Source organism: Neobacillus paridis, from assembly GCF_016765675.1.
Classification (GTDB): domain Bacteria; phylum Bacillota; class Bacilli; order Bacillales; family Cytobacillaceae; genus Neobacillus; species Neobacillus paridis.
Window position 1 is genome coordinate 80737 of sequence record NZ_JAESWB010000371.1, and the last position, 22678, is coordinate 103414.

The window sequence follows — 22678 nt, forward strand, 5'->3', positions numbered from 1 at the left end:
TTGTTCTCCCCTTTATAAAAGATTTTTCAATAACAGCATGGCAATATCTTAATTTGCAAAACACGTGCCAAAAGGAAAAAATTTCACTTTAACATATAAAGTGAAATCGAAATGTTAGTATCCAAAATGGGATTTGAGTCCTACCTACATTGTATTTCATACTCCATGAATATCAGAAAATACTATAAATTTAACAATTTCAAAATAACTTTTATTCAAAATAACCCTTTTGGCGTTCACTTTTGCATCATCTCTTTTTTTGCAAATGTTCAATTTGCGGACGTACCAGTTCCGATCTGTGTTTAGGCAAAGTAATCCTTGGCTTTCTGCAAGCAACGTCGTGCATACTCCTCATAGCCTATTTCGCGTACAAGATCAGAATGAGGTATTTCTAATGAATAAGGGATTTCTGGCATGTGACTGATAATGGATTTTATATCAATTTCCCCTTCCCCCAAATAAAGCCGCTCTTGTCGTGCTGTATGAATAAGTCCCTCTGTAGTATTTGGAATTTCTCCTGACGCATCGCAAACATGGGCATAATGGAGCCATTCCCTTGGTACATCAAGCAATTCATTTAAACCAATTTTTGAGCGATGAAAATGGAGTGTATCAATTAGTATTCCACCGTTGTCGCAGTTCGCTTTTCCAACGATTTCTTTAGCATCGGCTAATGTTGCGCAATGATACCAAGTTATAAATTCCAAATCAATCGTTAAGCCATATGGCTTAGCCAGCTCACAAATTTCGGCAAAACATTCAACCGCAAACGGACGATTATTTGTTAAAACAGTTGTAAGCACGTGCTTGCCTCCTAATTCAGCAGCTGCTTCAAAGTCAGGTTCATAGATTTTTGGATTGACACCATCATAAATTCGGACCATTTCTATATCCAAAAGCTCAATCCCAGTATTCTGTAGAGCCTGTTTTGTTTCACGAAGCATTTCTTTCTTTTCCGCTAAGGGATATTGTGGTTCATTGACCGTCCCTAGAGGGATGGTTCGAAAACTAACATAATCATACCCTGTTTTTGCAGCCATATAAGTCATTTCTGCAGGACTATATTCCAACACGGTCAGATGAGCTAATGAAAATCTTTTTGTCATTTTGATTGTCCGTCCTTTCATAAACTTGCATCGATTAAGTGGGATACAAAATATCAAACTAGGAAAAAAGAATGGCAAATAATTTAGAAATCGGCATGGCAATGATTAGTGCTGGAAGCATGTTGCCGATCGGAAATGATTTAATTCCGCTGATCCGAAAGCCTGTAGCTAACATAATCAGACCGCCGACTGCCGAAAAGTCATTAATCATATATGGCTCTGTAAGCGGCAGAATGGTGCCTGCGCTAAAAAATAACGTAATCATAACCAGAAATTGGGGGATAGCAATTGTCATGACCAAATAGCCTAGAGTCGTGGCAAATATGGCAGCCGTAAATAAATCAAGAAAGGCTTTCGAAATCAACAGGGAAGCCTCCCCGGTAATTCCTTCATTTAAAGCACCAAAAATTCCTGTTCCGCTCGTACAAAAAAGGACCACAATGGCAATAAACTTTTCCATGACATCCTCATTCACATTACTTGAGCGGTCTTTGAAGAAAAACCACTCCGTCGGCGTCCGAATTTTATTGACACACCATTCAATTCCTTTTTCTAGCTTAATAATTTCCCCAATAGCACTCCCGATTAATAACGACAAAATTACCGGTGGAAGTGAATCGATTTTAATAATTGAATTAACTCCCATTCCCATGGAAGCCACGCCAAAAGTTAACGGCATTACTTTACATAAACGATTGGGAATTTTATTTTGGAAAAATGCGCCTAAAAAGCCGCCTAAAATAATCGCTAAACCATTGATTATTGGACCGATTGGCATAAGCTCTCTCCTTTATGTCTAAAAACGTATGTAAAATGATCCACTTTCTCTGTTAGAGCTAAAAGAAGAGATAGGCGCTAACATTCCTATCCCTCCCTTATTATCAGAGAATTATAAAGGCACACTTACGTGTGATTTTTTCTCATTTGGCGAATAAATATCATTAATATTCCAATGGCCGTTTGTTGGTGTAGGAACATTCACCATGGATACATCAATGACACATGGTTTATTGGAGGCAATCGCCTTTTCCAGTGCCGGTTTAAATTCAGCCGCCGATTCAATTTTAATCCCTTCGACACCAAATGACCGGGCCATTGCGGCAAAGTCTGGAGTATAAGGTTTTCCATCCTTATAAAAGATCGTTCCAAAGGTCGTGTCAAAATGGGCCTTTTCCAGTCCCGCAATAACCCCATAGGAGCTGTTGTTCATAATGACCCATATAACACCAATATTTTCTTCTGCAGCCGTTGCCAGCACGGCAGGATTTTGTCCAAAGCCCCCATCGCCGACTAATGAAACAACCACCCGATCAGGCTTTGCCACCTTCACACCGACAGCTGCCGGTGAACCGAATCCCATTGTGGCAAATCCCCCTGGGGTAAGCACGGTTCCTGCTTCATAAATAGGGAATCTTTGGGCAACACCATTTTTGTTCCAGCCAACATCTGTTGTAATAAAGGCATCTTTGGGCAACGCTTCCCGAACTTCTTGTAAAATCCTTTCCGGCCTCATTGGGAAGCTTTCGTCCTTAACATGCTGCTCATTGTCTTTCGTAAATCCTTCTTTAAAATCCTTAATTTCCTGCTTTAAATCTTCATTGGAAAGTCCTGCTGGTACTAATCGTTTGGCTACTTTGTTTAGCACTTTTAATGCTTCTTTAATATCGGCAACAACACCGATTTCAACCGGATAATTCCGGCCAATCTCATTTGGATCAATATCAATATGAATTAATTTAGTGGGCGGAAAATTAAACGTATACTCCTCTTCCCAAGAGCTGCTGTCAGCCTCTGAAAATCTGGTACCAATTGCTAAAATATAATCCGCTTGTTTGGTTTTTTCATTGGTGAGTTTCGAGCCCCAATAACCAGCCAAACCTAGCGATAATGGGTGATCATCCGATACAACCCCTTTACCCTTCATACTGTTAGCCACTGGAAGATTGAGATGATCAACCAACTCCCTTACTTCTTCAGCCGCATCAGCAATTACTATTCCACCGCCAACATATAGCAGTGGATTATCGGCATTGATCAAAGTCAGAATGATTTTCTCTGCTGTTTCCACATCAATGGTCGGTTTGGTTAACTTTTTGGTATGATGTTTAAGTCTCTCAAACAAGCTCGTATCGATTTCCTTTGAAAAAATATCCATAGGAACAGATACTAAAACCGGTCCCCGGCGCCCGCTTTCCGCTAATTGAAAGGCCTTCTCGATAATTTCAGGGAATAATTCGGGCCGCTCCACCCGCCATGCCCGTTTGACAATCGGCCGAAAGATTTCAAATTGAGAGGCATCTGAGTGCAAATTCACTTCTTGGAAAGCATTTTTTCCATAGTAATGGCTTGGAACATCCCCCGCAATGACAACCATCGGGATGGAATCTAATGCCGCAGTACCAATTGCCGTTGCCGTATTCGTCAGTCCCGGTCCAATATGGGATAGAACAACTGATGCCTTTTTTGTTACTCTGGCATACCCATCTGCCATATGTCCGGCAACCTGTTCATGGCGGGTATTGATAAATTTAATCGAACTTTTCTCTAACTCAGCTAAAACGGCAATATTGGTGTGTCCGCAAAGTCCAAAAATATGTTCAATTCCGCGGTGTTCTAAGTATTTCACTAATTGTCTAGATACTAACTCTTTCACGTATTTTTAATGCCTCCTTAATAGAATGCTAGTTTCCAGTAAATACTGGTTTTCGTTTTTCTAAGAATGCGTTAATTCCTTCCCGGTGGTCTTCTGTACCCCTCAGAATTGTGTGGATTTCATTTTCCTTTGCCAGAATATCTTCAAATTTAAACTGTGCGGACTGATTGATGATTAATTTGGAGTATACTAATGCTTGAAATGGACCTTCGCAAATTTCGTTAGCTAATTCAACAGCCTTGTCAATCTGCTGCCCTTTTGGAACAATTTCCATCGAAAATCCGTATTTTACGGCTTCCTCTACCGTAATCTTCATCCCTTTCCAAATCCATTCTTTGGCTTTCCATTCTCCTACAATCCTAGGCAAATGATAATGAATTCCCAAATCCGGAGTTAAACCCACATTCTTAAAGGATAAGATCAATTTGGTATTTTCTTCAGCAACAATTAGATCCGATGCCAAGGCTAGACTAAATCCAGCCCCGGCAGCATAGCCGTGTATGGCGGAAATTATAACTTTTGGCATTTTTCGCAAACGTTCGATAATACTCGAGGAAAGATCCATCTTCTGCTTAATCAGAGCCGGGCTGAACCCTTCCGCTTCTGCCATCCCTTTTATATCCCCGCCGGTACAAAAGGCTCTCCCCTTACCTGCAAGAATAATCACTTTAATGTTCGGGTCGAACTCCAGCTCATTTACAATTTTCATTAAATTTCCTTTTAAATTAGAACTTAAAGCGTTTAAGCTCTCTGGTTCGTTTAAATATATTTGAGCGATACCATTGTTTTTCTCTAGCAGGATGCTTTCTTCCATGTGGTGCCCCCTAACCGAAATACAAGATATTAATCTACGATTTGATAAACGATCATTTTCATCTCCGTCATCTCTTCAATTGCATAGCGTGGGCCCTCACGGCCAATACCACTATACTTCACGCCCCCGTAAGGCCAATGATCCAGTCTGAAATTAGAAGTTCCGTTTATCACAACTCCCCCTACTTCAAGGGCCTGAGCAAATTTATAAGCTAAATCCATTTGGTTGGTGAAGATTCCCGCTTGGAGGCCAAATTCTGAATTGTTCGTTGCTTCAATGGCCTCTTCGATTGTTTTGTATGGGATCACACTGACAATCGGTCCAAATACTTCGTCACAAACGACTTTACTATGATGAGGTGGCCTTAAAAGGACTGTTGGTTTAACAATCGCCCCGTCTCTCTGGCCGCCGCTGAGAACTTCGGCTCCCATACTTACTGCCTCGTCAATCCAATCCATAATTCTTTTTGCGTTAGCTTCATCCACCATACTTCCGACATCTGTATCAGGTAAAAGAGGATCACCGACTTTTAATGCCTCTACTTCTTCTTTAAATAACCTAGTAAACTCGGAAATAACTGATTCGTGCACATAAACTCGCTGGACAGAAATACAGCTTTGCCCCGAATTGCTGTATCCTGTTCTTGCACACATTTTGGCAGCACGGGCTATATCGGCATCTTCATGGACAATGGTGGAGGCGTTCCCGCCCAGTTCTAAAAGAACCTTCTTAATGCCTGCAAGCTGGCAAATATTTTTACTGGCCACAAGACCACCGGTAAAAGAAATCACATTTACTCGGTCGTCTTTGACAATTTGCTGTACGGCATCCCGTCTTCCAAGAACCATGTTAATAGATGTTTTAGGAAAACCTGCTTCTAATAGCAGTTTCACAAATTCGGTTGCAATTAATGTTGCGGGGGTAGCCGGTTTTAAGATGACACTATTTCCCCCGGCAAAGGCCGGACCTATCTTATGGGCAACTAAATTTAGCGGCGCATTAAAAGGGCTGATCGCCGCAACGACACCAACCGGAACACGAAATGTTGCCGCAATTGCCTTTGTTCCCCGTGACGATGTATCACCAGGTAGCGTTTCCCCAAATAGCCTTTTGGCTTCCTCCGCTGATAACTCCAGCGTTTCTACTGAACGGGTTACTTCATCTAACGTATAGCGTAACGGTTTACCCAACTCTTGAGATATAATTTTGGCAAATTGCTCTTTTCGCTCCTCAAGTAACTGCGCAGCCTTCTTCAAGGTTGCTGCCCGTTCATGTGCCGGAATACTTGCAACTTCTTTTTTGGCAGCATATGCGGAAGCGATGGCATTTTCAACATCCGCTTCTGATGCCTGAAACTGCTTTCCTATTTCTTCCTTCGTATAAGGATTATAGATTGATAAAGAGTTATCTTCATTTTCCAGCCATTTTCCATTCACATAGGATTGTGCCAGCATCTGTTAACCTCCATTTCAATTTCTATTGTTGTTCCATTATTATCTATTCCCTCTTAACCGCTTTTCTAAGGCGTTCATATCAGGAATTTACAGTTCTGCTTTAAAAAGAACTTTGCCAGCTTCTTTATTTTTCATTAATTCAAAAGCTTTGAGCGCATCATTGAAACCTAATGTATGGGTGACCATTTTGTCAATCTTTACAACACCATTTTCAAGCCATCTGTTAGCCGTTTCATAATGACGCGGTAAACTTCCAACTACCCCTTTAATCGTTAAGTTTTGCCGAACAACCTGTGTCAGCGGCTTAATTGTGGACTCTTTACCAAAGCCCATTAAATACACTTCGCCTGCACCTTTTGCCATGGCAATGGCTTGCTCAATTGATGTTCCAGTTCCTCCAGCTTCAATCACTACATCAGCACCCAGCCCGTTTGTCAATTCTTTTACGGTTTCAGCTGCATGGCTGTCACCATTATTTAAAACTATATCAGCACCTAATCCTTTGGCAATTTGCAAGCGCTTTTCATCCACTGAAGTCCCTACAACGATGATTTTTCCCGCTCCTGCTGCTTTAGCTGCTTGAATCGAAAACAATCCAAGCGGCCCTGGACCTACTACGGCCACTGTATCTCCAGCCGTGATTGGATTGGATTCCAACGCATGGACAACAATGGAGATTGGTTCAAGGAACGCCGCTTCTTCATATGAAATGTTGTCTGGCAGCACATGGACGCCAATAGCCGGAAAGGCGATGTATTCGGCGTAAGTCCCATCGAAATCAATCCCGAGATGATCCCAATCTGGACATAAGTTGATATTTCCCTGTCGGCAATAATGACAGTGACCACAGCCTAATAACGCCTCCATACCAACCCGGTCACCAATCTTTACATGTTTTACATTTGCACCAACTTCGACAATTTCACCTGCCCCTTCATGACCAAGTATAATCGGTGGATTTACCGGACTTCTGCCGACATATTTCCAGTCAGCAAGTAAAATATCGGTTCCACATACTCCGGTTGCATGGATTTTAACGAGGACCTCATCTGGTTTAATTTTTGGAATCGGTACTTCTTTAATTTCGACAAATCCTGGTTCTGGCCTTGTTTTTACAACGGCTTTCATTCTCAAACACTCCTTAAAGGTAATAATAGATTTTAGATTGAAATAATTCTTCTAGTAAACAGATCGGCCGCCACTTAAGTCATAGCATTGTGCTGTTACATATGCCGCTTCATCGGAAACAAGGAAATTCACTACGTTTGCAACCTCCTCCGGTTTCCCAAGACGCCCCATCGGAATCTTCGCTAGCAATGATTGGAAATATTCTTCGGTCATGTTGTTCACCATTTCACCTTCAATCATGGTTGGCGTTACGCAGTTTACCGTTACACCTGTTTTAGCAATCTCTTTTCCAATTGATTTCGTCAGTGCGATTACCCCTGCCTTTGCGGATACATATGGGGCTAACCTTGGATTTCCTTCCTTTGCAGAAACGGAAGATATATTTACAATTCGGCCGTAACCTTGCTCCATCATGCCGCCGACTACCGCTTGGCAACAAAGGTAGGTTCCTTTCAAGTTAACAGCTATCACCTTATCCCAATCCGATTCAGCTATTTCCTTAAAAGGAACGGAAGGGCCCAGTATTCCGGCAACATTGACAAGAATATCAATCCTGCCAAAATGTTCGACACTTTTATTTACCATTTCGTCAACTTCTTCTTTTACTGCCACATTCACATACTGGGGCATGGCTTTGAATCCTGCTTCATTAAGCTCTCTTGCAACTAGCTCGGCATTTCCTAAGTTTATATCAGCAACCACAACCGCAGCTCCTTCTTTTGCCAACCTGAATGCAACTGCTTTCCCGATGTTTTGTCCTGCTCCGGTAACAATGGCTGTTTTACCGGCTAGCTTCATTTCGCCCATTGTTTTAATACCTCCCTGGAAATGACAATTTGCTGAATCTGATTCGTACCTTCGAAAATTTGTGTTAGTTTGGCATCACGGAAATAGCGTTCGACATTGTAATCTTTACAATAACCATATCCACCGTGGATCTGGATCGCATTTGTTGTATGCTTCATAACCGCTTCCGTTGCAAACCATTTCGCCATCGATGCTTCGCGGGTGAACTTTTTCCCTTGATCTTTTAAATAGGCTGCACGATATGTAAGAAGGGTGGCAGCATCAAGATCAGTAGCCATTTCGGAAATCATCGCTTGGATTAATTGAAAACTGCTGATTTTTTGGCCAAATTGTTTCCGATTCTCTGCATAGTTTACACTTTCCTCCAGTGCAGCCTGCATCAGCCCGACCGCCAATGCAGCTACTTCAATCCGGCCGCTGTCAAGCGAATGCAGAGCAATTTTTATCCCTTGACCTTCTTCCCCTAACATGCAGCTTTTTGGAACCCGAACATTCTCGAACATTAATTCACATACTGGATTTCCCTTTTGCCCTAATTTGCGTTCTCGTTTTCCTACCGTAAATCCGGGGGTTCCTTTCTCAACTATAAAAGCACTGATTCCTTTGGAGCCTTTGTCCGGGTCCGTAACGGCAAAGACAATTGTAAAATCTGCAACATTGCCCATTGTGATCCACATTTTACTTCCATTGATAACATATTCATCACCGTCCAATTTGGCCTGCGTCTTAATACTTGAAGCATCAGAACCGGAACCGCTTTCAGATAAGGCAAAAGAACCAATTATTTCTCCCTTAGCCATTGCCGGTATAAATTTCTGTTTTTGTTCTTCATTCCCATAATGGTACATGCAGAACAAATGATGGCGGACGGAAGAGAAAATATTGGCCACTGCTGCAGAAGCCTTGGCAATCTCAATACTGGCAATAACGGCAGCGGTGGAATCAGCTCCGCTTCCGCCATACTTTTCCGGCATATTGATAGCAAGAAGTCCAAGTTTTCCAGCCTCTCTAAAGATATCCATGGGGAATTCGTCGGTTTCGTCAATTTCAGCAGCGTGGGGCTTCACCATTTCCTCTGCAAAACTTCTTACCATTTGCTGCATCATTTTCTGCTCTTCTGTCAATTCAAATATCATTAAATAATTCCCCTTTCAGCAAGCAACTTCAATCTTTCGTCAGAAAAATTTAATAATCCCTTATAAACTTCTTCATTATGCTGACCTAAGGACGGCGGTGGAGTTTCAATTCCCGCAGGGGTTAAGGAAAGTTTTGGTGTGATTCCGGATACTCTTAGTTTTCCGGCTATGGGATGTTCTATTTCCGGCGCCATATTTCTGGCCTTTACATGTGGATCGTTAATTAGCTGATCAACGCTATATACAGGTCCACAAATGACACCTGCTTCATTCAATAATTCCACTACATCATTCACATTTTTTTCTGCAACCCAATTCTGTGTAATACTATCCACTTCTTCGACGTTTTCGACTCTTTTGCTCGGAGAATTAAATTTTGGATCATCATAAAGCTCCGGCCTACCCAAAACTTCTACAAAACGTTTCCATAATGCATTAGAAGATACCCCAATGGCAACATAGCCATCTTTTGCTAAATAACAGTTATAAGGAGCAATACCCGGAATTCTGCTTCCCATTCTTTCGGTAATTCTTCCTAATCCGACATAGTTAGGTATGACATTTTCCAGTACAGCAATGATACTGTCGAGAAGCGCAGCATCGACATGCTGCCCAAGTCCAGTTTTTTCTCGATAATACAGCGCTGACAATGTACCATATGTCGCATATAAACCACCTAAAAAATCACCCATCGCATTTCCAGTTCGAACCGGTGGGCCATCTTTTTCTCCGGTCATGAACATCATACCGCCCATTGCTTGGGCAACAATATCTAGTCCAGGACGCTTGGAATATGGTCCTGTCTGCCCAAATCCGGAAACAGATGTCATAATAATCCCGGTATTAATTTCTCTTAGATGTTCATAACCAATATTCCATTTATCCATTGTTCCTGGACGGTTATTTTCAACCACGATATCTGAAATCTTCGCTAAATCACGAAATATTTCCTGTCCCTCCGGTGTCCGAAGATTGAGGGTAATACTCTTTTTATTTCTGTTTGAAGCTAAAAAGCATGAACCTTCACCATTTATAAGTGGAGCAAAATGTCGAGAGTCATCTCCTCCTCCCGGCAATTCAACATGCAGTACTTCAGCTCCCATATCAGCAAGTAACATTTCTACATAGGGCCCTGCAAGCATTCTTGTAGCGCCAAGAACCCTAATTCCTGATAAAGCTTTTGACAATGATCCATTCCTCCTAATTAAAAAATAAGTTTGTGTAAATATTGAATTTTCAGAATAGGGAAAGCCGTAAGATTCCACCTTAGTTCTGTAGAAAACAGGAAGGGACTTTAAAATCACCAGCTATCACTTTTAATTTATATATATGCAAAAATCATGCCAAGTCGGGGAGTGGATCTCTTACATAAATGTCCACTACTTTTTGAAATACTACTAAAATACCAAGATTTTTAATTCGTGCAATCTTCCATTATCTGCATCACTTTAATAAAAGTTAAATGTATTTTTTATAAGTGTTCAAAAATAAATCATGATGTAGAAATATCGTTAAGATATTAAACGGTGTTTCCTCAGGGCTTTTAATTAATATTCATTTAATTTCTTCCATAAAGTCGTTCGGCTAATTCCCAGCATTTCAGCTACAAGAGTACGATTGTTGTCATAACGTTCGAGCATTTGTTCAATTACTTGTTTTTCAATTTGCTCCATCGTTCCATGGTTAACAATCATTATATCTTCATTAAATACATCACTGTTTTCCTCTGTTTCTCTAATACATTCCTGAATAAATTCATTTTCATCTTTTTGATTTTTCACCCTTAACTGTAAACGTTCGACTAAGTTTTCCAATTGTCTAATATTTCCTGGCCAACTGTATGATATGAAAAAATTTTGAATGTCTTTGGAAAGATGATGGAAGGTTTTATCTGTGCCTATTTGCTTGAAGCTATTATTTACTAATGCAGGAATGTCTTCTTTTCGCTTTCTTAGAGGGGGTACCCTTAAATGCAAGACACTCAGCCGAAAATAAAGATCTGACCGAAATTTCCCTTCCTTCACCAATTCCCATAGTCTTTGATTAGTGGCTGCAATAATCCGGATATTGACAGGAGTTACCCGATCCCCTCCGACCCGCATAACCTCTTTCTCTTGAAGCACCCTTAACAAACGGGTTTGAATGTGCGGCGGAATCTCTCCTATCTCATCAAGAAAAATGGTTCCTTCATGTGCCAGTTCGAAATAACCTTGTCGCCCTCCTTTATTTGCACCTGTAAAAGCTCCTTCCGCATATCCAAATAATTCACTTTCCAATAAGGAGTCCGGCAGCGCAGCTAGGTTTACCGCGACAAAAGGGCCGTCCTTTCGTTTGCTGGCATTATGTATTCCTTGGGCAATCAATTCTTTCCCCGTACCGCTTTCGCCTAAAATGAGAACGGTTGAATCAGTATGGGCATACTCTTTAGCAACCTGAACCACATTCTCCATTTTTTGACCTGAATAAATAATGTCATCAAGTGTAAACTTTGCCACAAGACCTTTTGAGTGAAGTTCCCTGCGGACCTTACTTTCTAATTTTTGTATTTTACTAAACTCCCTGCAGGTTACAACTGTTCCTACTCTCTCATGATTGGCAATAACAGGTTCATAGGTGACAATCAGTTCCTGGAATGTAAAACTGCCTTTTTGAACGGAATTAATCTTTTTATCTTTTAATAATTGGACTATCTTTGAATCGGCTACTTCTTTGAGCTTTTTACCAATTACTGCTTCTTCCTTGACCTTAAAAATACGTTCAATCGCAGGGTTCAACGTTTCAATCTCCCCGCTTTGATTTAATAATAAAATCCCTTCTTCCGAAGCATTTATGACAGCGTTCAACTTCTCTGCCCTTTCCTTCATAATTATACGATCTTGTGCAACTTTATCAGCTAGAATCAAAGCACGCTTTATGGATCTTTCTCCAAGTGTAATGTACATGCTTTTCATGCCATGACTCCGGGCAAGATCTTTAACGCGAACTCCGCCACCAACCACAACATCCATTCCCAATCTTTTGGCTTCCTTAACTTGTTTGACTAGTTCTTCCTGTGTTTTATAAGTTAGGATTTCTACTTTAAAACCGATAATTTCAAACATGGTATCAAAATCAAATAGAAACCCCTCTTCTGGGTAGGTGATAAAGCACACTTTGTCACCCAAATTTTTAGCCCGGATAAGTGCCTGCATAATATCAGAGTTAGTTGAATCGCTATATATTACCGGTAGGTCTATTACCTTTTTAAGCGCATTCGCAGTTCCAGCTCGGCTTACAACAACTTCATATCCGCCTTTTGCAATTAGCGTTATAACTTCCCGAACGGCTTCATCCAGAATCCCCTCAACAACTGTCACCTTAAAATTTAACTCAGAAGCTACCTTTTCAATCATTTTTGTCATCTCCGGGTAACCAGAAGTCATGATCATTTTATATTTCACAACCATACCCTCCCTTTACTTTAAAAAACCAAACTCAAAATCCCCCAAAACCAATGGGATAGTGAGATACTAAGTACAAAAGATTATTAAAGCTATTTTTTTAATTGTTAAGTCTTTTTTAAAAACTTATTAAAAAATAGTTTGAAATACTATTTTAAATATTTAAAATTTTGTATTATTTTGTCTTATTATTAGTTTATAATGAAATAGTCGATATTCCAAGGAACATCGACTAGAAATAATTCTATTATTTTCATTTGATTGTGTTCAAATTTAGTTTCAAGTTATACCCTTTTCTTTTAATATTTCACTGTACTTTACCAAATAATCCATGACACTGACTACTCTTTCCGGTGTCGGATATACAGGTAGTTTTTCTTTGTTGTATAATTCCATTGCCTGCGGTGCAATGTTATCTGCCCCTAAACGTCCGATTACTAACGGTTTGTCATTTTCTTTAAAAATTTCAATTAATGACTGGGCAATGATGAAAGCACCCGGGTCTGCATTGGTCGTCAGCATGACGATGATACCATCAATATTGGGATCTTTCATGACATTTTCGACTACTTTTTTAAACATCTCTGGAACGGCAATTACCTCTGCTGTCACATCGACAGGGTTTTGGGCAGAGCCAAATGGAGGAATATATTTTTTTATTTCCTCCGATGTGTCAACTAACTCGGGTATTTCCAGCCCTTTTTCTGAACAAAGATCAGCAATAATACTGCAGGCACCACCCGAAGCGGTAATAACCCCAATTCTTTTCCCCTTTGGTAAAGGCTGCACAGTAAAGGCCCGCGAAACATCAATGATTTCATCAATCCGGTTAATTCTTAATACTCCAAATTTTTTAAAGACAGATGAATAGACTGCATCATCCCCCGCAATCGAACCTGTATGGGATTGAACGGCTCTTTTGCCAATGCTGGATCTACCAGTTTTGTATACTAACACAGGCTTTTTCGCCTTAAGCGCTCTTGCGGAAGCTAATGAAAAGGCCTTCGGATTCTTAATCCCCTCCATGAAGACGGTGATTACCTTGGTTAACTCATCCTCAATCAATACTTCCATAAAGTCACTTGTTGTTAAATCAGCTTCATTGGCTACACTAATCCAACGGCTGAAACCCGCCCCCTGCTCCCAGGCTCTGCTTAACAACGCACTACCCATCGCGCCGCTTTGGGAAACAAAGCCAATGTTTCCGGGAACCTTTACTTTTGTTTCAAGTGCTGCTCCAAAGGCTGTATAAATATTATTATTTGGGCTGGCAATCCCAATTGAATTCGGCCCAAGAACAAGGATATTCCCTTTTTTAGCAATCGCTAAAATCTGTTCCTGGAGCTTTTTCCCTTCTTCTCCAGTTTCCGCAAATCCGGAAGAATAGATGATGGCTGCCTTTACTCCCTTGGCCACACATTCTTCCATTACGTCTGGAACATGTTTGGCTGCTACAATTATGCAGGCTAATTCCACTTCATCCGGAACCTCTAAAAGACTTGGATATGCTTTATACCCTTTCACTTCCTTAGCCCCAGGATTAATCGGAAAGAGCTTACCTTTGTAACCGTTTTCTACAACATATTTAAATAACCTGCCGCCATTTTTCTTTTCATTCGTCGATGCCCCTATAACGGCAATGGATTGCGGGTTGATCATCTGCTTCAAATGACTTAAATCTTTTCTCACCAGTTCCTTTTCTTTATGTTTAGTGATTAAAATCCTTACATCACAGATATAGGCATCATTATCCGTAAATATCACTGGATTCAAATCTAGTTCCTCAATTTCAGGATGTTCCTCTATCAAGTCATTTAATGAAAGACAGATTGTATAAATTAACTGTTTATTTATGCCCTTTTTCCCTCTGTAGCCTTCAATCATTTGATAGCTTTTTAATTCTTTCAGCATTTCTTCTACATCATCAACGGAAACCGGCATCATTCTCATTGAAAAATCTTTAATGATTTCAACAAATATGCCGCCAAGGCCAATTACTAATTGATGACCAAAGGTTGGATCCTTTTTTATTCCAAAAATTAATTCCATCCCCTTTGGTACAAACTCCTGAACAAGGACACCAGCAATGTCCGCTCCTGGGTTATTCTTTAACGCGTTTTTTACAATCTCATCATAAGCAGATGTCAATTCATCTTCATTCTTAAGATTTACCTTCACAACGCCAGCATCTGATTTATGAATAATTTCTCTGGACATTCCTTTTAACACAATCGGGTAACCAATCTCTGTCGCAATTTGGCAGGCTTGCTCTTTACTCTTAGCAATCGTTGATCTTGCGATAGGCAGTTCATATTTTCGTAAAAGGTCGGCTCCTTCATGTTCCATTAAAAATGTCCCAGACTGGATATCTGTACCAAGCCCTGCGCATAAAGTTTTATTTTCTGCCAACTCATATCCTCCTAAAAACCCTATTTATTTTTTTCTTTGGCTAAATCTCATGCCAAATACATCTTCAGCAATTTTATTTTTCATCATTTCAGGGGTTCCTCCGGCAATCATCCAACCTCTTACTCTTCTAAAAATATATTCCAGTGGGTAATCAGTAGAATAGCCGTAGCCTCCAAATATTTGTACCGCCTCGTGTGCTACTTCAAATGCAGTTGTATTTACATAGGCTTTTGCAATCGAGGATTCAATTGGACTTGGTGCTCCTTTATCGGCATTTGTTGCTGCACGGTATAATAACAATCTGGCTGCATCCAATTTCATTTTCATTTCTGCCACTTTCCATTGAATTCCTTGGAATTCGGCTAACAGCTTACCAAATTGCTTGCGTTCCTTGGCATGTTCAACTGCCAAATCAAACGCAGACTGGCCAAGAGCCAATGATCTCGCTGTATTTCCCATCCTTTCGATATTAAACATCATAAACAATTTTCTAAAGCCGTCTTCTGGAACAAGGATGTTTCCTACAGGGACCTCACAATGATCAAAATATAATGCGCAATGCTCCTCCCCTGACATATGGTATTCCGTTTTTCCAACGGTGAAGCCTGGAGCATCTCTTTCCACTAAAACAGCACCAGAGGATTTCACACCCTCGCCAAACCGAACCCATACAACATAATAAGAATTGTGCGGTCCATGGGTATTAAATACTTTTGATCCATTAATAATGACTTTATCGCCTTCAATGCTGGCTCTTGTACTTAAATCGGTAACAGCCGAACCGGCATTAGGTTCTGACATGGCAACGGAAATAAGCTTTTCACCTGATAAAATGGATGGCAATACCCTTTGTTTTAATTCTTTGCTCCCATAAGCAGATAACTGACGAATGGCACCGAAATTTCCCACCTGAAACATATCAGCGGTATTTGGGCAAACCTTCGCGATTTCCTCCATTACAATGATGGCATCAATTAGTGCTGAACCTTGACCACCATCTTCTTCAGGCAGCGTCATTCCCATTAATCCATGTTCGGCAAGAATCTTGGCATTTTCCCACGGAACCTCCCCACTCTTTGCCCATGTATAAGCTTTTTCTGAAAATTTCTCTTTTGCAAAATTTCTTGCCCATTTTTGTAACTCTAGTTGATCTGCTGTTAAATTAAAGTCCATTTTTTCTCCTCCTAAGTTATATATACACTCTTCGATTCTATATCTTGCATAATTCGTGCCAACTATTTATTTTGACTCCCCCTCCATTCAAGACATCCTGCTTCCATCCAGTTATTTTTTTGTTTACATATTGAACGAGGTTGTTAATTTTCTTGACGAGGATTTATCTACTCACCTGTAAAGTAAGCATCACGTTTTTCTAAAAAGGCATTAACCCCCTCTTGTTTATCTTCGGAATTAAATAAGATCGACTGGGCCAGCTTCTCTAGCATTAGCGCAGTATTTAAATCTGTTTCAAAACCTTGATTAATCACCATTTTTGCCAGTTTAAGAGCGAACGGGCCTTTTTTGACAATATGGTTGACCTTTTCCAAAACTACTTCCCATAAGTCTTCTAATGGGACAATAGTCGAAACAAGGCCAATTTGTTCTGCCTTTTGGGCGGAAATCATTTCTCCCGTGAAAATCATATCAATCGCTCTCCCCTTACCAACAATACGAGCTAAACGCTGAGTACCACCACCACCTGGAAGGATTGATAAATCCAATTCAGGGAAGCCCATTTTGACATGATTAGCAGCAATTCGAATATCACATGCCAGCGCCAATTCGCAGCCAGCCCCAAGAGCATAGCCGTTTAGGGCAGCAACCGTTACCTTACTGCTGCTTTCAATTGTATGGCAAATGTCTTGAAGACCTGGAATGAAGGCATCTTTTGCTCGCTTATCTAGCAACTGGTTAATATCGGGTCCTGATGCAAATGTTTTTTCACCTTCGCCTGTAATAACAATCAATTTGATTCCATCATGATGTTCCCATTGCTTAATAACGTTGTGCATTTCCTGAAGAGCTATTGAATCGAGGACATTTTCACATTCGGGGTTATTCATCTTGATGATTCCCATTCCTCCATCTTTATAAGCAATAATTTTTTCATAATTCAAAATAAATCCCTCCAAAGTTTTTATTATTTGAAAATTATGCAAATTTTGTACCAAAATAATAGAAGAATCATTTGAATCTTAAAAATGAATTATTTTTTCAATTTATTAAAATAGAAGTCCTAGCACGAATTTGATTGATCATCTAATATAAATGGAAACTTGCCGATTGACGAGTCTATTAGGACGGTTCATGAGGCGTAGTTGAATTTATGTGAAATAGGAAAATTGGATGAGATTTTATTCTTTCCTAGTAGCTAAATAAAACGCTCAGTGCACTGAGCGTCAGTTTTATCGTATTTTTAATTTAAACTTTAAAATTTAGTCGTAAATTCAAGACCCTATAAACTCAGATAATATTTAAACAGTTTTAAAGAATGCTAATAAAAATTAGGTTACGGCTACACTTTTAAATTCCTCAATTAATAGGGGCACGACTTCAAATAAGTCCCCAACAATTCCATAATCAGCAATGCTGAAGATGTTTGCTTCAGGATCTTTGTTAATAGCAACAATAACCTTTGAGTTGGACATTCCTGCAATATGTTGAATTGCACCTGAAATTCCGCAAGCAATATACAGATCAGGTGTTACCACTTTTCCAGTTTGCCCGATTTGTAACGAGTAATCACAGAATTCTGCATCACAAGCTCCACGTGATGCCCCTACTGCTCCGCCAAGTACCTTTGCTAATTCTTCAAGTGGTTTAAAACCATCCTTGCTTTTTACTCCTCGTCCACCAGCAACAATAACTTTTGCCTCTGATAGATCTATTCCCCCTGAGGCTTTTTTTACTACTTCTTTAACAATTGTACGCAAATCTTTTATTTGAACATCAATGGAAGATATCTCCCCTGAACGTGATACATCCTTTTCCAATGGTAGGATATTATTGGGACGAATGGTCGCAAATATAATCCCTTCTTGAATTGCTCTCTTTTCAAAGGCCTTTCCAGAATAAATCGGACGTGTAAAGATAACTTCATCCCCTATTATGTCCACTTTTACAGTATCAGAAATTAATCCTGACTTAATTTTGGAAGCAATTCTGGGTGAAATGTCCTTACCAATCGCTGTATGACCTAATATAAATCCATCCGGCTTTTCGGCATCGATAACCTGCATAATCGCTTGTGAATATGCCTCAGGCGTATAATCTTGTAAATTGCTGTTTTCAACGACCACAACACGGTCAGTACCATGATGAATCATCGTATAAGCCAGTTCTTTAATCCTGCCACCTAATAGCAAACCTACTACTTCTCCTCCATCGGCTATTTGCTTTGCTGCAGCAATGGCTTCAAAAGAAACATTACGTAATACCCCTTCTCTTATTTCTCCTAAAACTAATAATTTTCTTGCCAAGTTTATCCCTCCTGTTATATGACTTTTGCTTCAGTCTTTAATAAAGACGCCAATTCTTTAACTTGTTCAGAAATTTCTCCCTCAAGTATCTTTCCTGCTTTCTTTACTGGTGGGAGGAAAATTTCTACGATGCTTGTTTTTGCTCTTACTTCATCTTCTTCTAAATGGAGATCATTCATATCCACTGTCTCAATCGGTTTCCTCTTGGCCTTCATTATTCCAGGCAATGATGGATATCGAGGTTCATTTAATCCTTGTTGGCAAGTAATTAATAATGGAAGTGAAACTTCTAAAATTTCACTATCCCCTTCTACATCCCGTTCAATTGTTGCTTTATCATTATCGACTGAGAGCTTTGTCACTGTAGTAACTGCAGAAATCCCTAATTCTTCTGCCAGTCGTGGACCTACCTGGCCGGAGCCGCCGTCAACCGTTACATTTCCTGCTAAAACAATGTCAACTTCCTTGTCCTTGAGATATGTAGATAATATCTTTGCTGTAGAAAATGCATCCCAATCATCAAGATCCTCATTTTCAATTAATACAGCTTTATCTGCACCCATTGCCAAAGCTGTACGGAGCTCTTTTTCTGCCTCTTCTTCACCTATTGTTACAATAGTAACTTCTCCACCATGTTTTTCACGTAATTTCAAAGCTTCTTCAATCGCATATTCATCGTATGGGTTCACAATGAACTCTGCCCCATCATTATTGATTTTTCCATCTTCAAATACTATTTTTTCTTCAGTATCGAAGGTGCGTTTCATGACAACAAAAATATTCATTTCAATATCTACCTCTTTCACCAATTATTAAACTTGCAAATTCTCAACAATGGTTGAAATCCCCATTCCACCGGCAATACATAATGTTACAAGGCCATATTTTTCTCCACGACGTTCCATTTCATGAAGAAGCTTTGTCATAAGAATGGCTCCTGACGCACCGATTGGATGTCCTAAAGCAATAGCTCCCCCATTAACATTTATCTTGCTTATATCCGTTCTCCATTCTCTCATCACCGCTAAAGATTGTGCTGAAAAAGCTTCATTGAGCTCAATTAGTCCGATGTCATCTAGTGTAAGTCCAGCAATTTGTAGCGCTTTCTTCGTTGCAGGTACAGGACCGATTCCCATGATTTCAGGCGAAACCCCTGCTGATGCCTGTGCAATAATTTTTGCCTTTGGTTTCATTGCATACCTCATTACAGCTTCTTCTGACATCACTAATAATGCTGCTGCTCCATCGTTTCTTCCACTGCTGTTTCCTGCTGTAACAGTACCATCTTTCTTAAAAACAGGCTTTAATGCAGCGAGTTTTTCTAAAGTTGTTCTCCTTGGATGCTCATCAGTATCAAATATAATCGTTTCTTTTCGATTTCGAATTTCATAGCTTACGATTTCTTTTTTGAACTTTCCGCTTTCAATCGCCTGAAGAGCCAAGATTTGGCTTCTTAAAGCGAATTCATCTTGCTCCTCACGAGAAATATGATATTTTTCTGCTAAGTTTTCAGCCGTCATTCCCATCGTTAATAAACCGTATTGGTTGATTGGCTGGGACCGGGGCTGACTTTCTGTATTAGGATCTAATAATTCTCCATTACCAGCTCCATAACCGAATCGGGCTCCTCGTAAATAATATGGTGCTGTGCTCATGCTTTCAGCCCCGCCAGCAATAATAATATCTGACAAGCCACATTGAATTTGTTGAACCGCATTATTTATGGCCTGAAGACCTGATCCGCATTGACGATGAATCGTATAGGCGGGTACTTCAACTGGAAGGCCTGCTCTTAATAAAGCAATCCTTGCCATGTTAGGAGAGTCCGTACTCTGTTTTCCCTGTCCCATGATCACTTCATCAATGATATTTTTTTCAATTCCCGTCCTTGCAATAATCTCATCAATCACCTTTGATGCTAAAAAATCAACTTCTATATTTTTTAAACTTCCGCCTAATTTACCAATACCCGTTCTTACTGAATCAACAATTACAGCCCGATGCAAAAAAAATCACTCCTACTCTTTATCATATTTATAGAAACCCGCACCAGATTTTCTTCCTAATCTTCCAGCCTTCACGTATTTTATTAATAATGGGCACGGACGATATTTTTCTCCTAATGTTTGATAGAGATATTCCATATTTCGCAGGCGTGTATCCAGACCGACTAAATCAGCTAACTCAAGCGGCCCCATTGGATGATTCAATCCTAATTTCATTGCTTTATCGATATCTTCAGCGGAGGCAACACCCTCCATTAGCATATTCATTGCTTCATTTCCAATTAAACAGTTCATTCTGCTTGTGACAAACCCAGGAAACTCATTGACTTCAACCACCTCTTTATTCATGGCTTCGGCGGCTTTTTTTGCAATTCTAAACGTTTCATCTGAAGTATCAAGCCCCCTGACAATCTCTATCAGTTTCATTTTGTGAACTGGATTAAAGAAATGCATCGCGATGCACCTTTCTGGGCGGGATGTTTGTGCCCCAATTTCGGTCGGGCTCATTGTTGAAGTATTTGTCGCAAGTATTGTCTGCGAAGGACAGATCTTATCCAATTTCTTAAAGACGTCCACTTTAATTTCCATTTTTTCAAGAACAGCTTCAATGACTAAATCAGCTTCTACGGCAGCTTCCTCCATATTTGTGGTAAAAGTAATTCGATTCAAGCTTGCCTCATCTTCACCAGGTCTTATAAACCCGTGATGTACTGATTTTCTCAATTCCGTTTCAAGATATGTCTTAGCTTTTTCTAAAGCTTCCGGATAAAGATCATGAAGGTGAACCTGGAAACCTGCTACTGTAGCGGCGTATGCGATTCCTCTGCCCATTATTCCTCCACCGATCACTGCAATTTTCTTCATAGTAAACTTCCCCATTTCATCTGTGATCATTTTGAAATGATATATTTTGATTAATCACTTTATTTACTAGCATGAATCGTGCCAAGTTTTTTCATTGATATACCCGCAATTCCTAAATATCTTCTTAAGGATACGACACCTATTTGTTAAAATATTGAACATATGTGTTTATTTTTCTTACTTCCCTTTAAAGACTGGTTCCCGCTTTTCCAGGAAAGCCTCCACTCCTTCTTTCTTATCTTCCGAGTTAAATAGAATGGCTTGTGCAAATTTCTCCAACATCAAAGCTGTCTTTAAATCTGTATCAAAGCCCTGGTTGACAACCATTTTTGCAAGTTTAAGAGCAAGTGGTCCTTTTCTTGCGATTTTATTTACATATTCCACTACTGTTTTCCACAGTTCTTCTATCGGCACAACACTCGAAACTAAGCCAATTTGTTCCGCTTTTTGAGCTGTTACAATCTCCCCAGTCAAGATCATATGAAGGGCTCTGCCTTTTCCAACGATTCTGGCAAGGCGCTGTGTTCCTCCCCCTCCTGGAATAATTGATAAATTTAGTTCTGGGAGGCCAATCTTTGCATGCTCAGCGGCAATACGAATATCACAGGAGAGAGCAAGTTCACACCCTCCTCCTAAGGCAAAACCATTGATTGCTGCAATCGTTACTTTACTGCTGTTTTCAATCTTTTGACATACTCCTGATAGACCTGGTAAAAGGGCATCATGTGCATCCTTTAGCTTAAGTTGCCTTATATCAGCACCAGCTGCAAATGACTTTTCACCCTCTCCAATAAATGCGATTGCTTTTATTTCTTCTTGTTCTTCCCACTGATTAAGTGCATCTTCAATTTCACGATGTGACCTGGCATCAAGTGCATTTCTAACCTCAGGCCTATTCATCTTAATAACTCCAATTCCTTCCTCTTGATAAACTAAAATATTTTTATAGTCCATAACATCCCCTCCAAACGAATGTAGTTGTTTTGCAAATAACTAATGCAAGTATCGGGCCAAAATTGTAACTATTCCTTCAAAAGAAAACAGTGTTCTTGTTCTCTAAATTAGAGGGGAAACCTCGGAAAATTTTGTTAATCCCCAATAATATGTACTTCTTTCTAACTCCTCAATAAGAGATTGATAAACTAAGATACTAAAATAGCCTACTGTCCTAGGTTGTTTAGAAAGTAAAAGTTCTTCAGAGGAAATTTAATAGCTAAAACAAGAGGGGCTGTCCAAATTGGCAGCCCCTCTGTTTTCCACTATTTGATTGCACACAAAATCGATCAGCTATATCAAAACCAAGGGAAATACGTTTGTTAAAAAAAGTGAAAATTATGTGAAACGTATCACAAAAGTGATTCCGTTCCTACTTTGGCTAAAAC

General features: G+C 39.9%; 18 protein-coding genes. All 18 read right to left on the bottom strand.

Features of this window, described 5'->3' with window-relative positions; genetic code table 11:
• Positions 1-302: 302 nt before the first annotated feature.
• Positions 303-1106: a sugar phosphate isomerase/epimerase family protein gene (locus JK635_RS22475; RefSeq protein WP_202656161.1), complete on the bottom strand. Its 804-nt coding sequence runs from the start codon at positions 1104-1106 to the stop codon at positions 303-305.
• 58 nt (positions 1107-1164) lie between these two features.
• Positions 1165-1884 carry a DUF554 domain-containing protein gene (locus JK635_RS22480; protein ID WP_202656162.1) on the bottom strand — a complete coding sequence of 240 codons (720 nt, stop codon included), beginning with the start codon at positions 1882-1884 and terminating at the stop codon, positions 1165-1167.
• A 111-nt stretch (positions 1885-1995) separates the two neighbouring features.
• Entirely contained in the window at positions 1996-3759 is a 1764-nt protein-coding gene (locus JK635_RS22485; protein ID WP_202656163.1) for a thiamine pyrophosphate-binding protein, read from the bottom strand.
• 28 nt (positions 3760-3787) lie between these two features.
• Positions 3788-4573, bottom strand: a complete 786-nt coding sequence (locus JK635_RS22490; RefSeq protein WP_202656164.1) for an enoyl-CoA hydratase/isomerase family protein — start codon at positions 4571-4573, stop codon at positions 3788-3790.
• 29 nt (positions 4574-4602) lie between these two features.
• The gene (locus tag JK635_RS22495) at positions 4603-6027 is read right to left on the bottom strand and encodes an aldehyde dehydrogenase family protein (RefSeq protein WP_202656165.1); all 1425 of its coding nucleotides are present in this window, start codon (positions 6025-6027) and stop codon (positions 4603-4605) included.
• 87 nt (positions 6028-6114) lie between these two features.
• Complete coding sequence (locus tag JK635_RS22500; RefSeq protein ID WP_202656166.1) at positions 6115-7155, bottom strand: zinc-dependent alcohol dehydrogenase; 1041 nt, start codon at positions 7153-7155, stop codon at positions 6115-6117.
• Positions 7156-7206: 51 nt separating this feature from the next.
• A complete protein-coding gene (locus JK635_RS22505) occupies positions 7207-7962 on the bottom strand; it encodes an SDR family NAD(P)-dependent oxidoreductase (RefSeq protein WP_235888325.1) in 756 nt (251 codons plus the stop codon).
• Complete coding sequence (locus JK635_RS22510; protein ID WP_202656167.1) at positions 7950-9098, bottom strand: acyl-CoA dehydrogenase family protein; 1149 nt, start codon at positions 9096-9098, stop codon at positions 7950-7952. Before JK635_RS22510 ends, JK635_RS22505 begins: the two co-directional genes overlap by 13 nt.
• Positions 9098-10285: a CaiB/BaiF CoA transferase family protein gene (locus JK635_RS22515; protein WP_202656168.1), complete on the bottom strand. Its 1188-nt coding sequence runs from the start codon at positions 10283-10285 to the stop codon at positions 9098-9100. The genes JK635_RS22510 and JK635_RS22515 overlap by 1 nt, the downstream gene beginning before the upstream one ends.
• Positions 10286-10645: 360 nt before the next feature.
• Positions 10646-12538 carry a sigma 54-interacting transcriptional regulator gene (locus JK635_RS22520; RefSeq protein ID WP_202656169.1) on the bottom strand — a complete coding sequence of 631 codons (1893 nt, stop codon included), beginning with the start codon at positions 12536-12538 and terminating at the stop codon, positions 10646-10648.
• Between the two features lie 279 nt (positions 12539-12817).
• On the bottom strand, positions 12818-14947 hold the full coding sequence (locus JK635_RS22525; RefSeq protein WP_202656170.1) for an acetate--CoA ligase family protein: 2130 nt from the start codon (positions 14945-14947) through the stop codon (positions 12818-12820).
• A 24-nt stretch (positions 14948-14971) separates the two neighbouring features.
• Positions 14972-16120 carry an acyl-CoA dehydrogenase family protein gene (locus JK635_RS22530; protein ID WP_202656171.1) on the bottom strand — a complete coding sequence of 383 codons (1149 nt, stop codon included), beginning with the start codon at positions 16118-16120 and terminating at the stop codon, positions 14972-14974.
• 167 nt (positions 16121-16287) lie between these two features.
• Entirely contained in the window at positions 16288-17064 is a 777-nt protein-coding gene (locus JK635_RS22535) for an enoyl-CoA hydratase/isomerase family protein (protein ID WP_235888326.1), read from the bottom strand.
• 387 nt (positions 17065-17451) lie between these two features.
• Positions 17452-18426: an electron transfer flavoprotein subunit alpha/FixB family protein gene (locus JK635_RS22540; RefSeq protein WP_202656172.1), complete on the bottom strand. Its 975-nt coding sequence runs from the start codon at positions 18424-18426 to the stop codon at positions 17452-17454.
• A gap of 14 nt (positions 18427-18440) precedes the next feature.
• Positions 18441-19211 (bottom strand): electron transfer flavoprotein subunit beta/FixA family protein, encoded by a 771-nt coding sequence (locus JK635_RS22545; RefSeq protein ID WP_202656327.1) that lies wholly within the window; start codon positions 19209-19211, stop codon positions 18441-18443.
• A gap of 27 nt (positions 19212-19238) precedes the next feature.
• Entirely contained in the window at positions 19239-20432 is a 1194-nt protein-coding gene (locus tag JK635_RS22550; protein ID WP_202656173.1) for a thiolase family protein, read from the bottom strand.
• Between the two features lie 12 nt (positions 20433-20444).
• Positions 20445-21311 carry a 3-hydroxyacyl-CoA dehydrogenase gene (locus tag JK635_RS22555; protein WP_202656174.1) on the bottom strand — a complete coding sequence of 289 codons (867 nt, stop codon included), beginning with the start codon at positions 21309-21311 and terminating at the stop codon, positions 20445-20447.
• A gap of 162 nt (positions 21312-21473) precedes the next feature.
• Entirely contained in the window at positions 21474-22250 is a 777-nt protein-coding gene (locus JK635_RS22560; RefSeq protein ID WP_202656175.1) for an enoyl-CoA hydratase/isomerase family protein, read from the bottom strand.
• Positions 22251-22678: the final 428 nt, after the last annotated feature.

Bases quoted from the DNA above. Each gene is read 5' to 3' on its own strand.
- JK635_RS22510 (WP_202656167.1), bottom strand. From the start codon at position 9,098: ATGATATTTGAATTGACAGAAGAGCAGAAAATGATGCAGCAAATGGTA.
- JK635_RS22475 (WP_202656161.1), bottom strand. From the start codon at position 1,106: ATGACAAAAAGATTTTCATTAGCTCATCTGACCGTGTTGGAATATAGT.
- JK635_RS22500 (WP_202656166.1), bottom strand. From the start codon at position 7,155: ATGAAAGCCGTTGTAAAAACAAGGCCAGAACCAGGATTTGTCGAAATT.
- JK635_RS22480 (WP_202656162.1), bottom strand. From the start codon at position 1,884: ATGCCAATCGGTCCAATAATCAATGGTTTAGCGATTATTTTAGGCGGC.
- JK635_RS22495 (WP_202656165.1), bottom strand. From the start codon at position 6,027: ATGCTGGCACAATCCTATGTGAATGGAAAATGGCTGGAAAATGAAGAT.
- JK635_RS22530 (WP_202656171.1), bottom strand. From the start codon at position 16,120: ATGGACTTTAATTTAACAGCAGATCAACTAGAGTTACAAAAATGGGCA.
- JK635_RS22555 (WP_202656174.1), bottom strand. From the start codon at position 21,311: ATGGGGAAGTTTACTATGAAGAAAATTGCAGTGATCGGTGGAGGAATA.
- JK635_RS22560 (WP_202656175.1), bottom strand. From the start codon at position 22,250: ATGGACTATAAAAATATTTTAGTTTATCAAGAGGAAGGAATTGGAGTT.
- JK635_RS22505 (WP_235888325.1), bottom strand. From the start codon at position 7,962: ATGGGCGAAATGAAGCTAGCCGGTAAAACAGCCATTGTTACCGGAGCA.
- JK635_RS22490 (WP_202656164.1), bottom strand. From the start codon at position 4,573: ATGGAAGAAAGCATCCTGCTAGAGAAAAACAATGGTATCGCTCAAATA.
- JK635_RS22545 (WP_202656327.1), bottom strand. From the start codon at position 19,211: ATGAATATTTTTGTTGTCATGAAACGCACCTTCGATACTGAAGAAAAA.